16 protein-coding genes and 2 tRNA genes are annotated in these 12522 nt (G+C 40.6%); 16 read left to right on the top strand and 2 right to left on the bottom strand.

Annotated elements, in window-relative coordinates:
* Window positions 1–111: 111 nt before the first annotated feature.
* From rnpA to rsmA, 9 genes are all read left to right on the top strand, one after another.
* The gene (gene rnpA / locus HMPREF2876_RS07330) at window positions 112–471 is read left to right on the top strand and encodes a ribonuclease P protein component (RefSeq protein ID WP_003030605.1); all 360 of its coding nucleotides are present in this window, start codon (window positions 112–114) and stop codon (window positions 469–471) included.
* Window positions 455–1270, top strand: a complete 816-nt coding sequence (locus HMPREF2876_RS07325; protein WP_024052327.1) for a YidC/Oxa1 family membrane protein insertase — start codon at window positions 455–457, stop codon at window positions 1268–1270. The genes rnpA and HMPREF2876_RS07325 overlap by 17 nt, the downstream gene beginning before the upstream one ends.
* Before the next feature lie 12 nt (window positions 1271–1282).
* Window positions 1283–2320 (top strand): RNA-binding cell elongation regulator Jag/EloR, encoded by a 1038-nt coding sequence (gene jag, locus HMPREF2876_RS07320; RefSeq protein ID WP_070584583.1) that lies wholly within the window; start codon window positions 1283–1285, stop codon window positions 2318–2320.
* 92 nt (window positions 2321–2412) lie between these two features.
* Window positions 2413–3045 (top strand): hypothetical protein, encoded by a 633-nt coding sequence (locus HMPREF2876_RS07315; RefSeq protein WP_024052325.1) that lies wholly within the window; start codon window positions 2413–2415, stop codon window positions 3043–3045.
* A gap of 153 nt (window positions 3046–3198) precedes the next feature.
* A complete protein-coding gene (gene rpmH / locus HMPREF2876_RS07310) occupies window positions 3199–3333 on the top strand; it encodes a 50S ribosomal protein L34 (protein ID WP_003026476.1) in 135 nt (44 codons plus the stop codon).
* A 129-nt stretch (window positions 3334–3462) separates the two neighbouring features.
* Complete coding sequence (locus HMPREF2876_RS07305) at window positions 3463–4242, top strand: TatD family hydrolase (RefSeq protein ID WP_024052324.1); 780 nt, start codon at window positions 3463–3465, stop codon at window positions 4240–4242.
* The gene (gene rnmV / locus HMPREF2876_RS07300; protein ID WP_024052323.1) at window positions 4242–4820 is read left to right on the top strand and encodes a ribonuclease M5; all 579 of its coding nucleotides are present in this window, start codon (window positions 4242–4244) and stop codon (window positions 4818–4820) included. Before HMPREF2876_RS07305 ends, rnmV begins: the two co-directional genes overlap by 1 nt.
* Window positions 4810–5526 (top strand): dimethyladenosine transferase, encoded by a 717-nt coding sequence (locus HMPREF2876_RS07295; RefSeq protein WP_070584579.1) that lies wholly within the window; start codon window positions 4810–4812, stop codon window positions 5524–5526. Before rnmV ends, HMPREF2876_RS07295 begins: the two co-directional genes overlap by 11 nt.
* 18 nt (window positions 5527–5544) lie before the next feature.
* Window positions 5545–6420, top strand: a complete 876-nt coding sequence (gene rsmA / locus HMPREF2876_RS07290) for a 16S rRNA (adenine(1518)-N(6)/adenine(1519)-N(6))-dimethyltransferase RsmA (protein WP_024052321.1) — start codon at window positions 5545–5547, stop codon at window positions 6418–6420.
* A gap of 59 nt (window positions 6421–6479) precedes the next feature.
* Here rsmA and HMPREF2876_RS07285 read toward each other — a convergent pair.
* Together HMPREF2876_RS07285 and HMPREF2876_RS07280 are read right to left on the bottom strand one after the other, a co-directional pair.
* Window positions 6480–6568: transfer RNA gene (locus HMPREF2876_RS07285), tRNA-Ser, on the bottom strand.
* A 139-nt stretch (window positions 6569–6707) separates the two neighbouring features.
* Window positions 6708–6790: transfer RNA gene (locus tag HMPREF2876_RS07280), tRNA-Leu, on the bottom strand.
* Window positions 6791–6901: 111 nt separating this feature from the next.
* Here HMPREF2876_RS07280 and rsgA point away from each other — a divergent pair.
* The 7 genes from rsgA to HMPREF2876_RS07245 all read left to right on the top strand — a co-directional run bounded on the left by rsgA (window position 6902) and on the right by HMPREF2876_RS07245 (window position 12510).
* Window positions 6902–7780 carry a ribosome small subunit-dependent GTPase A gene (gene rsgA / locus HMPREF2876_RS07275; protein WP_042754055.1) on the top strand — a complete coding sequence of 293 codons (879 nt, stop codon included), beginning with the start codon at window positions 6902–6904 and terminating at the stop codon, window positions 7778–7780.
* A gap of 12 nt (window positions 7781–7792) precedes the next feature.
* Window positions 7793–8452, top strand: coding sequence for a ribulose-phosphate 3-epimerase (gene rpe / locus HMPREF2876_RS07270; protein ID WP_024052319.1), 660 nt, complete (start codon window positions 7793–7795; stop codon window positions 8450–8452).
* The gene (locus tag HMPREF2876_RS07265) at window positions 8445–9077 is read left to right on the top strand and encodes a thiamine diphosphokinase (RefSeq protein WP_070584576.1); all 633 of its coding nucleotides are present in this window, start codon (window positions 8445–8447) and stop codon (window positions 9075–9077) included. Before rpe ends, HMPREF2876_RS07265 begins: the two co-directional genes overlap by 8 nt.
* A gap of 1 nt (window position 9078) precedes the next feature.
* A complete protein-coding gene (locus HMPREF2876_RS07260; protein WP_070584574.1) occupies window positions 9079–10335 on the top strand; it encodes a DNA recombination protein RmuC in 1257 nt (418 codons plus the stop codon).
* On the top strand, window positions 10325–11269 hold the full coding sequence (locus HMPREF2876_RS07255) for a 3'-5' exoribonuclease YhaM family protein (protein ID WP_070584572.1): 945 nt from the start codon (window positions 10325–10327) through the stop codon (window positions 11267–11269). Before HMPREF2876_RS07260 ends, HMPREF2876_RS07255 begins: the two co-directional genes overlap by 11 nt.
* Before the next feature lie 91 nt (window positions 11270–11360).
* On the top strand, window positions 11361–12179 hold the full coding sequence (gene purR, locus HMPREF2876_RS07250; protein WP_003026455.1) for a pur operon repressor: 819 nt from the start codon (window positions 11361–11363) through the stop codon (window positions 12177–12179).
* A 25-nt stretch (window positions 12180–12204) separates the two neighbouring features.
* The gene (locus HMPREF2876_RS07245) at window positions 12205–12510 is read left to right on the top strand and encodes a hypothetical protein (RefSeq protein ID WP_206151519.1); all 306 of its coding nucleotides are present in this window, start codon (window positions 12205–12207) and stop codon (window positions 12508–12510) included.
* The last annotated feature ends 12 nt before the right edge of the window (window positions 12511–12522 follow it).

The raw sequence follows: 12522 nt of genomic DNA, 5'->3' as shown, positions 1-12522 counted from the left end.
CATGCGTTTTGTATCAGTTGGATAGAGTAAAATGGTGAATATGCCTGATCTTATTGGTTTTTTTGAAAATTATGGTATAATAGATATAATTTTGGTAGATGGAGTTGAGTTTTGAAGAAAAGCTATCGCGTCAAGAGCGAGAAAGATTTTAATGCGATTTTCAAAAGTGGGCAAAGTTTTGCCAATAGAAAATTCGTCATTTATAAATTAGAAAAGAAACAAAAACACTTTCGAGTAGGAATATCTGTCAGTAAAAAACTAGGAAATGCGGTCATGCGCAATAAGATTAAACGCCGTATTCGACACGTTTTGATAGCTCATCAAGCAGAGTTGGCAGCGCTTGATTTTGTCGTTATTGCACGCAAAGGTGTGGAAATTCTGACTTATCAAGAATTAGAGCAAAATTTGCTTCATGTACTAAAAATAGCAAAAATTTATCAGGAAGGTTTGAGTAGTGAAAAAGAAAAGTAAACTGGCGGGGCTTTTAGTTTTAGCTTCGCTCATCTTAACGGCGTGTGGGACGAGTGAGGTCACAGCGAGTTCGCCGGATTTATGGGAGAGATTTGTCTATTTCTTCGCCGTAACGATTCGTTTCCTGTCATTCAATGGGAGTACAGGAATTGGGATTATTCTTTTCACATTGATTATTCGGACAGTTCTTTTGCCTGTTTTCCAATTGCAGATCAATGCTTCTCGGAAAATGCAGGAAGCGCAGCCGTTAGTGAAAGAATTGCAGGCGAAGTATCCAGGACGCGACATGGAAAGTCGCAGTCGTTTGGCAGAAGAAACACAAAAGCTGTATAAGGAATTAGGAGTAAAGCCATCGGCATCATTTTGGCCCTTGCTCATTCAAATGCCTGTGTTGATTGCCTTGTATCATGCTTTGACGCGTGTTGAATTTCTTAAAGTAGGGCACTTTCTATGGCTGAATCTGGGCGCGACAGATCCCTATTATATTTTGCCAGTTTTAGCAGCTGTTTTCACCTTTTTGAGTACTTGGTTGAGCAATAAAGGAATGGCAGAGCGTAATGGCTTGATGACAGGAATGATGTTTGTCATGCCGCTATTTGTCTTCTTCTTTGCCATGAGTGTAGCAAGTGGGGTTGCTTTATATTGGAGCACATCGTATGCGTATCAGGTGTTCCAAACGCTTTTACTAAGCAATCCGTATAAAATCATTGCAGAAAGAGAAGCGAAAGCGACTGCTGAGCGGGAACGTGAAGAAAAGAAAAAACGTGCTTATCGTAAAGCACAAAAAAAGAGAAAGTAAGGAGGCACTTGTATGGTATTATTTACAGGAGCGAGTGTTGAAGAAGCCATTCAAAATGGCTTGCGCGAGTTAGATATTCCACGGATGAAAGCACATATCAAGGTGATTTCTCGTGAGAAAAAAGGATTTTTAGGATTATTTGGCAAGAAATTAGCCCAAGTTGATGTGGAATCTATTAACGAAACAACTGTAGTAAAAGCTAACCAAAAAGCTGTCAAAGGTGTTCCGGAAGCAATCAATGCTCAAAATGAGCCCGTTAAAAGTGTGAGTGAAGCAACTGTTGATTTAGGACATGTTGTTGCAGCCATTAAAAAAATCGAAGGAGAAGGCAAAGAAATCTCAGATGATGTCAAAGCTGAAATTTTGAAGCACGAAAAAGAAGCCAGCACGATTCTTGAAGAAACAGGCACAATTGACTTATTGAAAGATAGTGACATCGTAAATTTTCAAAAATCGGTCGCTCAAGAAGAAAAGACAACTGACAAGATTATTTCTTTTGACCAGGCTGTAGAAAAACGCTCGGAAGTCCAACCGATAGCTGAAGAGTCGGCTGATTTTGAAGATTTGGGCATTCAAGTGGAAGAAAATTATGATGTTGAAGAAGTTGTTGCGAGTGTGACGGGCTATGTGCAAAACATCGTGGACGAAATGGATGTTGAAGCTAGCATTGCAAGTACTCATAATCGTCGAACCATCAATATGCAGATTGATACCAATGAGCCTGGTCGCATTATTGGCTATCACGGAAAAGTGCTGAAAGCTCTTCAATTGTTGGCACAGAATTATCTTTATAATCGCTATTCTAAGAGTTTTTACATTTCTATCAATGTCAATGATTATGTAGAACATCGAGCAGAAGTTCTACAAAGCTACGCTCAGAAGCTAGCTGATCGTGTGTTGGAATACCAACATAGTCAAAAAACCGACCCTATGTCTAACAATGAGCGGAAAATTATTCACCGAATTATTTCTAAAATGGACGGGCTTACCAGCTATTCAGAGGGTGACGAACCAAACCGTTATGTTGTTGTGGATATTGACAGTGAATAATAAACTAAGGACTGAGAAGAATTTCTTTTCAGTCTTTCTTTCCGTTTAGTCCACTAATTGACGTGCTTGAGATTGATAAGAAAGGAGCTTACATGTCTATTTTTCCAGCTATTGAAACTTACTTAGCATTACAAGGACATAAATATATTTCTCCTGATAAAGCGGGAGAATTGAGAGAAATGATGCTTGATTTCAAACAGAAAGGTCAGGCAGCACGCGCAGAATTTTCGGACTTGGTTAAGCAATTTCAAAGATTTTATCCAAAATTAACTCTGGAGCGTACCAGCGACTGGATGAATCAAGTTCAAATTTTGCGTCCCCATTTTTGGAACTATTTGTGTGGTTATGGCGATATCACAGAACCAATGTTTGCGCTGCGTTTATATGGGAAGCCAAGAGATTTTGGAGTATCGTTAGAAGTCAGCTTTATCGAGCGCAAGAAAGATGAAACCAGTCTGACGAAGCAAAATCGAGTTTTGCAGGTGCCAATCGCAACTCCGGTTTATTACTTGGCTCAAATAAATGGTGTCAGTCAACGATTTGCTGGAATAGAAGAAAATCGACAGTATTTGAGCCAACAAGTAAAAACAGGGCAAGTTCGTAAAGTATTAGTGAAATACGATGTAGATTTAGCCCAAGCCACATCAATAAGGCAAGTTCTGGATGAGCTTCAGGCTGCTATGATAACACTCATTCCTTTTTATGAGGCAACCAGAGAATTGTAAGAGGTTTAAGCAACCTTTCTTTAGATTTACCAAAAACAATTCCGCACTGCTATTGACAAAAGGCGTAGAATCATATAGAATAGTAAAGTATGTTTAGTAACTGATCACATAGCCGGCTAAACGAATACAAGAATCTAAGAGGAGGTATTCAAAGTGAAACGTACTTATCAACCAAGTAAAATCCGTCGTGCGCGCAAACACGGTTTCCGTCATCGTATGGCAACTAAAAACGGTCGTCGTGTGCTTGCTAGCCGTCGTCGTAAAGGACGCAAAGTTTTGGCTGCATAATCCAAACGAATACAAGATGAAGAACCAACGGAAACTCGAGACCGCTGGTTTTTTTGTTGGATAACAACGAGACAAACTGCATTTACCACGAGATTTTGATATAATAGAAACTGATATAAAGAGGAATGAATGATGAACATATTTGACACACATACACACCTCAACGTGGACAATTTCGCAGGAAAAGAAGCTGAAGAAATTGCTTTCGCACGCGAGCTAGGTGTTACCAAGATGAATATTGTGGGTTTTGATACAGAAACCATTGAAAAGTCGCTAGTGCTGTCTCGTCAATATGACGAACTATACAGCACGATTGGTTGGCATCCAACTGAGGCAGGTTCTTACACGCAGGAAGTGGAGGATATGCTTGTCAGTCATTTGCATGATCCTAAGGTCATTGCTTTGGGTGAAATTGGATTGGATTATCATTGGATGACAGCACCGAAAGAGACGCAAGAGCGAGTTTTTCGACGGCAGATTCAATTGTCAAAAGATCTTGACTTGCCTTTTGTAGTGCACACTCGTGATGCCTTGGACGACACATATGAGATTATTAAAAGTGAAGGTGTAGGTCCATGTGGTGGTATTATGCACTCTTATTCAGGTTCTTTGGAAATGGCAGAGCGTTTTATCCAACTTGGTATGATGATTTCATTTTCGGGTGTGGTCACGTTTAAGAAGGCTGTAGATGTGCAGGAAGCTGCGCAAAATCTCCCTTTGGACAAAATCCTAGTTGAAACGGACGCACCTTACTTAGCTCCTGTTCCAAAACGTGGTCGTGAAAATCGGACGGCTTATACTCGCTATGTTGTAGACAAGATTGCAGAACTTCGTGGTTTGACTGTCGAAGAAGTTGCACAAGCGACCTATGAAAATGCGCTGCGAATATTTAATTTGAAAGAAGATTGATGAAAGAAAAAATTTCTCAAGTCATTGTTGTAGAAGGTCGAGATGATACAGCCAATCTCAAGCGGTATTTTGACGTAGAAACTTACGAAACGAGAGGGTCTGCGATTTGCCAAGAAGATATAAAGCGCATCAAACGCCTTCATAATCTGCATGGAGTCATCGTTTTTACAGACCCAGATGTCAATGGTGAGCGGATTCGTAGGATGATTATGACAGCGATCCCTAGTGTTCAGCATGCTTTTTTAAGGCGTGATGAGGCTGCTCCTAAGTCTAAAAATAAAGGGGAATCATTAGGTATTGAGCATGCTTCATATGAAGATTTAAAAGCTGCTCTTTCGCAGGTGACTAAACATTTTGAAAAAAAGACTGATTTTGATATCACACGTTCAGATTTGATTCGCTTAGGATTTCTGGCAGGCAATGACAGCCGCAAACGTCGTGAATTTTTAGGAGAAGAACTCCGCATTGGCTATTCAAATGGAAAACAGTTGCTTAAACGACTAGAATTGTTTGGGATTGGATTGACAGATATTGAAAATGTGATGAAAGAGTACGAAAGGAATCGACATGGCAAATAGAAGCTATATTTATTTAAAAAACGGAGATGAGACACGTGTTTTAGCGGAGGGAATTTATACGATTCCTTATTTCTGGCAACTATTTTGGGGTGAAGAAGAGCTGCAAGCAGCTATTGATTTGTGGAAAAAAGTAGAAGAGCTTGAAAAAGAAGATAAAGAGAAAGCAGAAGAATTTTATCAAGAGCAGAATATGGGAGTTACTCTTTCCATTGAAAAATTCCAGCAAAATGCCCACCACAATCGGTCTTTTTTAGAGCAACATGCTCCACAGACTTTGCAATTGTACGATGACTTTGTTCGCTACATTACTGCAAATATCAAAGGGGGCGATACGCTAGGATTTGACGTTTTAGAAATTATTTCTATGGATGAGTTGTCTATTTCTTCTGACAAACTTTTAAAAAATGTCCGTGCTATTCAGCAAAATCGACCAGAAGATTTAGATTTTTCTTTAGCGGACGAGGATTTGCTTGGGGGAGCTATGGGCTTCCCAGATGCTTATGCTTCAAACATGCTACCAGAAAACAATATTCTAAATTCGGTTGCTTACCAAGATGAGTTGAAGAAACGTAAAAATCAAAAAAACAAGCAAATGGCTGATGTGACTGAATCTACTTCAACAGAAACTAAACGCCGTATTCATCCAGCATTTTGGATTTTGCTTGTGCTGGGAATTATGCGAATTTTATATATTTTATTTAGCTAATAGATAGAAAAGAGATTTATGAGAATTGCGGATTATAGTGTGACGCGGGCTGTGCTTGAGCGTCATGGCTTTACTTTTAAAAAATCGTTCGGTCAGAATTTCTTGACTGATACCAATATTTTACAAAAAATTGTGGACACAGCTGAGATTGATGAGAATGTTAATGTTATCGAAATCGGACCAGGCATCGGGGCACTGACTGAGTTTTTGGCGGAAAATGCAGCCGAAGTCATGGCTTTTGAAATTGATGAGCGCTTGGTGCCGATTTTGGCAGATACTCTGCGGGATTTTGACAATGTGCGCGTGGTCAATGAAGATATTCTTAAGTCAGACTTGCAAGCCCGAATCAAGGAATTTGCTAATCCAAATCTTCCTATCAAAGTGGTGGCCAACCTACCCTACTACATTACCACTCCTATCCTCATGCACCTGATTGAGAGTGGCATTCCTTTTAGTGAATTTGTCGTGATGATGCAGCGAGAAGTGGCTGATCGCATATCGGCGCAGCCCAATAGTAAATCTTATGGCAGTTTGTCAATAGCGGTGCAGTATTATATGACTGCCAAGGTCGCTTTTATCGTACCACGAACAGTCTTTGTTCCTGCTCCAAATGTGGATTCGGCTATCCTCAAGATGGTCCGCAGAGACCAGCCGGCAGTTGAGGTCAATGATGAGGCTTTCTTCTTCAAAGTCTCAAAAGCTAGCTTTACTCACCGTCGGAAAACCCTCTGGAATAATCTGACCAGTTATTTTGGGAAGTCTAATGAAGTCAAAACAAAGCTAGAGTCCGCTTTGGACAATGCTGAGTTATCTCCAAGTGTACGAGGAGAAGCGCTTGATTTGCAAGAATTTGCGCGTTTAGCAGATAGCTTATATGACGAGGGATTCAGATGAGTTGAATAATATTGTAAACAAAAAGCCTCACTAAGTTCGTCTTAGTGAGGTTCTTTATAAGGAAAGGACGGGATTTGAACCCGCGCATGAATAAAATCCATTTGCCGGATTTCGAGTCCGGTGCCGTACCAAGCTGGGCCACCTTTCCAAAATTTAGAATAAGCAATTTTTGAATGGGCTCGATAGAAGCATTCAAAATAGGCTATTTCGTTTTAGGCGAGAAAGCAAAGCGCACATAACGTGAAGTGAAGTGCGATACAGTTGACAACTATCAAACGAAATAAAAATGCGGAAAAAGGGATTTGAACCCTCACGTCCGAATGGACACATGCGCCTGAAGCATGCGCGTCTGCCGTTCCGCCATTTCCGCTTGGTATCTATTATACCATATTAGAAACGTTTTTCATCATTTTTTTGCACTAAAAAGCAAAATACTGCTTTTTTTGTTATAATAAACTTATTAAGCGTTAAAGGAGTCCATTTGAAAGGAATAATCGTGAAAGCCTTAGCAGGTTTCTATTATGTAGAGTCAGAAGGCAAGGTTTATCAGACTAGAGCTAGAGGAAATTTCCGCAAGAAAGGACAAACTCCCTATGTGGGGGATGAGGTCGAATTTTCTGCTGAGAAAGATTCTGAAGGTTATATCTTAAAAATAGCAGAGCGAAAAAACAGTCTAGTGAGGCCGCCCATCGTTAATATCGATCAAGCTGTCGTGATAATGAGTGCCAAAGAGCCAGATTTTAATCCCAATCTTTTGGACCGTTATTTAGTTCTCTTGGAGCAGAAAGCTATCCACTCGATTATCTATATCAGTAAATTAGATTTGTTGGCGAACGACAAGGAGTTAGACGTTTTCCTTGATATTTATCGCTCTATCGGCTATGATACTGCCAAGACAATAACAGAACTTTTGCCGTTTTTAACAGCTAAGACGACTGTTTTCATGGGACAAACTGGGGTTGGCAAATCTACTCTGCTCAATAAAATGGTGCCAGATTTACAGTTGGAAACCGGAAAAATTTCAGAAAGTTTGGGTCGTGGTCGCCACACAACTAGAGTGGTTAGTTTTTACAATCTCAATGGGGGAAAAATTGCAGACACACCGGGATTTTCTTCGCTGGATTATGAAGTAGACAATGCAGAGGATTTAAATCGAGCATTTCCTGAAATTGCAAAAGTCAGTCATGGCTGCAAATTTCGGACCTGCACGCATACGCATGAACCGAATTGTGCAGTAAAACCTGCCGTTGAAAAGGAACAAATTGCAGCTTTTCGTTTCGAGAATTACTTGCAATTTCTGAGCGAAATTGAAAACCGTCGTGAAACCTATAAAAAAGTAGCTAAAAAGCAACCTAAGTGAGGAGGAAGTCAAATGAAACCTTATAAAATTGCACCGTCTATTTTAAGTGCAGACTATGCTAATTTTGAATCAGAATTGAAAAAATTAGAAGCCACAGGGGCAGATTACGCTCATATTGATATTATGGACGGACATTTTGTACCCAATATCAGCTTCGGTGCGGGTGTGGTAGCGAGCATGCGACCACATAGTAAGTTGGTGTTTGATTGTCATCTCATGGTCTCCAATCCAGAACACCATATTGAAGATTTTGCTCGTGCGGGTGCAGATATTATCAGTATCCATGCTGAAGCAACGCCGCATATTCACGGAGCTTTGCAAAAGATTCGGGCAGCTGGTGTCAAGGCAAGTGTTGTTATCAATCCGGGAACGCCCGTTGAAGCGGTGAAAAATGTTTTGAATTTGGTTGATCAAGTCTTGGTTATGACTGTTAATCCAGGCTTCGGTGGGCAAGCCTTTCTGCCAGAAACAATGGATAAAGTACGCGAATTAGTCGTTTTGAGAGAAGTGAACCAACTAGACTTTGATATTGAAGTAGATGGTGGTATTGATGATGAAACCATTGGCATTGCTAAAGAAGCTGGTGCTAATGTCTTTGTAGCGGGCAGTTACGTTTTCAAAGGAGATGTCGCTCATCAGGTTCAAACATTGAAAGAAGCATTGCATGACTAAAATTGCTCTTTTTGCTGGCGGGATGATAGATAGTTTTCAAGTGGATTTTGACATTTTTATCGGAGTGGACAGAGGAAGCCTGTTTCTCATTGAACAAGGCATTTGCCCAGATTTAGCGGTCGGTGATTTTGATTCTGTTTCGGAGGAAGAGTTGGCTTTGATTTGTTCTCAATCGAAAGAGGTACTTCAAGCACAACCTGAAAAAGATGATACGGATTTAGAGTTGGCTGTCAAAGCTGTTTTTGCACGTTCTCCACAGGCGCAAGTGACGATTTTTGGTGCTTTTGGCGGGCGCTTGGATCATACTTTGGCAAATATTTTCTTGCCGAGTAATCCAGAAATTACTCCTTATATGCAGCAAATTCGACTGTGCAATGCACAAAATCAGCTCTGCTATTGTCCTCAAGGGCGGCACGAGGTAAAGCCAGTAGCTGGTCTGAACTATTTAGCTTTTATGCCTGCGGACAATAGTCGGTTGAGCATTGAAGGCGCCAAATATCCTTTAAACGAATCCAATTATTTTTTTAAAAAAGTGTATGCTTCTAACGAATTTATAGATGAGCCCGTTTTTTTAGAGTGCCAATCGGGTTATGTTATTATCATTTATAGCAAAGACAGGAGTTAGTATGGAGTTTGTAATCATCTTCTTATTGCTGGGAATTCTTATTGTGACCTTTCTTTTGTGGCAAAAGAATCAGCAACAGACAGATCAAGCGAAGAAGATTTTTGAAGATCAAGCCGATCAATTATCTGATCAGTTGGATTACCGTTTTGAGCAGGAGCGGCAGCAACGCCTTCTAGCACAGCAACAGCTGGAATTGGCTCTGGGAGATCGTTTGGGAGAGGTGCGCACGGATTTACATCGAAATTTAACAGAAATGCGGTTAGAGATAAGCGATAATCTAACCAAAAATCGTGATAAGACAGACGAACGAATGCGCCAGATTCAAGAGTCAAATGACCGTCGTTTAGAACAAATGCGCCAAACAGTGGAAGAAAAATTAGAGAAAACGCTGCAGACGCGGTTGCAAACCTCCTTTGAAACGGTTTCTAAACAGTTAGAGTCAGTCAATCGCGGTCTAGGTGAAATGCGAAATGTAGCGCGTGATGTGGGCACTCTAAATAAAGTGCTCTCCAATACCAAAACGCGTGGAATTTTAGGTGAATTGCAACTCGGTCAGATTATTGAAGATATTATGACGCCGAGCCAGTACGAACGCGAATTTGCGACAGTTGCAGGCTCTAGTGAACGCGTAGAGTACGCAATTAAATTACCGGGGCAAGTAGAAAAAGAATACATTTATTTGCCAATTGATTCCAAGTTTCCGCTTGCTGACTACTATCACTTGGAGGATGCTTACGAATCAGGAAATAAAGAAGAGATTGATTTGTACCGCAAGTCTTTGCTAGCGAGTGTCAAACGTTTTGCCAAGGACATCAATAAGAAATACTTAGCGCCTCCTGCAACAACAAACTTTGGCGTGATGTTTTTACCAACGGAAGGGCTTTATTCAGAAGTCGTTCGCAATCCGGAATTCTTTGATAGTTTGCGTCGAGACGAGCAGATTGTGGTTGCAGGACCATCTACGTTGTCTGCCCTACTCAATTCGCTTTCGGTCGGTTTTAAAACGCTCAACATTCAAAGAAGTGCAGATGACATCAGCAAGGTTTTGGGCAATGTCAAATCAGAATTTAATAAATTTGGTGGCATTTTGCTCAAGGCGCAAAAACATTTGCAACACGCTTCTGGCAATATTGATGAATTGCTGACGCGCAGAACCAATGCTATCGAGCGAACTTTGCGCCATATTGAAATTTCGGACAAGTCGGACTTAAATGGTCTGCTAGATTTCCAAGATGAAGAGGAAGAATATGAAGATTAACCAAATGAAAAAAGACGAGCTGTTTGAGGGATTTTATCTCATCAAATCCGCTGAACTACGTCAGACAAGGGCTGGAAAAAATTATTTGGCATTTACCTTTCAAGATGATACGGGAACGATTGAAGGAAAATTATGGGATGCTCAACCTCACAATGTAGAAGAATTTACTGCTGGAAAAGTCGTGCACATGCAAGGGCGCAGAGAAGTGTATAACAACACCCCTCAAGTCAATCAAATTACCTTGCGATTGCCTAAAGTTGGCGAGCCAAACAATCCAGCTGATTTTAAGGAAAAACCACCAGTTGATGTCCAAGAACTACGTGAATATCTGTCACAAATGATCTTCAAAATTGAAAACCCAGTTTGGCAGCGTGTGGTACGGGCTTTGTATGCTAAATACGATAAAGAATTTTACTCCTATCCAGCAGCGAAAACCAATCACCACGCTTTTGAGGCAGGACTTGCTTTTCATACTGCGACTATGGTGCGGCTGGCAAATGCTATTGGTGAGATTTACCCGCAATTAAATAAGAGTTTACTTTATGCAGGAATTATGCTCCATGATTTAGCAAAGGTGCTGGAATTGACAGGCCCAGAGCAAACAGAATACACTGTTCGAGGCAATCTCATCGGACACATCGCTTTGATTGATGAAGAAATAACAAAGGTGTTGGCAGAATTAAAAATTGACGACACTAGAGAAGATGTCATTATTCTCCGTCATGTTTTGCTAAGTCATCACGGTTTGTTGGAATACGGTAGTCCAGTGCGTCCGAAAATCATGGAAGCTGAAATTATCCACATGATTGATAATTTAGATGCGGAAATGATGATGATGACTTCGGCTCTAGCCTTGGTTGGCGAGGGTGAGCTGACCAATCGAATCTTTGCTATGGACAACCGCTCTTTCTATAAGCCTAATTTTGATAAGTAAAAAACGAAAAACGAATGTTATTGCAAAAATAATGTTCGTTTTTTGGACTGATTATGATATAATGAAGAAAATAAAATAAATTGGTGAAAAAATGAAATTAAGAAGAAGTGAACGCATGGTAGTTATTTCTAACTACCTAATCAATCATCCGTACGAATTAACAAGTCTCAATACATTTGCTGAGAAGTATGAGTCCGCAAAATCTTCCATTTCCGAAGATATTGTCATTATCAAACGTGCTTTTGAAGAAATGGAAATCGGGCATATCGAAACCATTACAGGAGCAGGAGGAGGCGTTATTTTTACTCCTTCTATCTCGGATAAAGAAGCTAGAGCAATGGTGGAAGACCTCCGCACGAAATTGTCTGAAAGCAATCGAATTTTACCCGGTGGCTACATTTACTTATCGGATTTGCTGAGTACGCCTTCTATTTTAAACAACATTGGACGCATTATTGCCAAGACGTTTCGAAATCAAAAAATTGATGCCGTAATGACTGTTGCCACAAAAGGAGTGCCGTTGGCAAATGCAGTGGCAAATGTGTTAAATGTTCCATTTGTCATTGTGCGCCGCGACTTGAAAATCACAGAGGGTTCAACGGTTAGTGTCAATTATGTGTCAGGTTCAAGTGGTGACCGTATTGAAAAGATGTTCTTGTCGAAACGCAGCCTGAAAGCTGGAAGCCGTGTGTTAATCGTAGATGATTTCTTAAAAGGCGGCGGGACAGTCAACGGCATGATTAGCCTTTTACGAGAATTTGATTCGGAATTGGCTGGTGTAGCAGTCTTTGCGGAAAATGCACAAACAGAACGCGAACATTTGGATTACAAATCATTGTTGAAAGTGACAGCTATTGATGTGAAGTCCAACAAAATCAGCGTAGAAGTTGGCAATATTTTTGACAAATAGATGAGGTGAAAATTTAAAAAATATATTGGATAAATTGGATCAAAGCTCCTTGGGGCTGAGAGTTTCGATTGTTACAGTTTTGGCACTCATTCTTGCTGCGGGATTATTTTTCGTTAAAAAGCAAGATGACGCGGCGCGTGCAGCTAGCGAAGCAGCTGCTACAGAAAGTCAAAATGCTGTGACGCCTCAAACAGATGCAGGGCAAACTTATCCTCAAACCTATCAAGCGCCAGCAACTTCAGCTACTACAGGACAGGCTGAGACCAATTCAGCTCAAACTCCAACGCCTAACGGAGCAGGTGTCTCAGCCACAAATACTACGGGACAATAGATGGGAACTCAG

The sequence above is a fragment of the Streptococcus sp. HMSC073A12 genome (assembly GCF_001812815.1).
In the GTDB taxonomy this organism is placed as follows: domain Bacteria; phylum Bacillota; class Bacilli; order Lactobacillales; family Streptococcaceae; genus Streptococcus; species Streptococcus vaginalis.
Note: the sequence above shows the minus strand (reverse complement) of the source record. Positions and strands in the feature narration are given on the sequence as shown.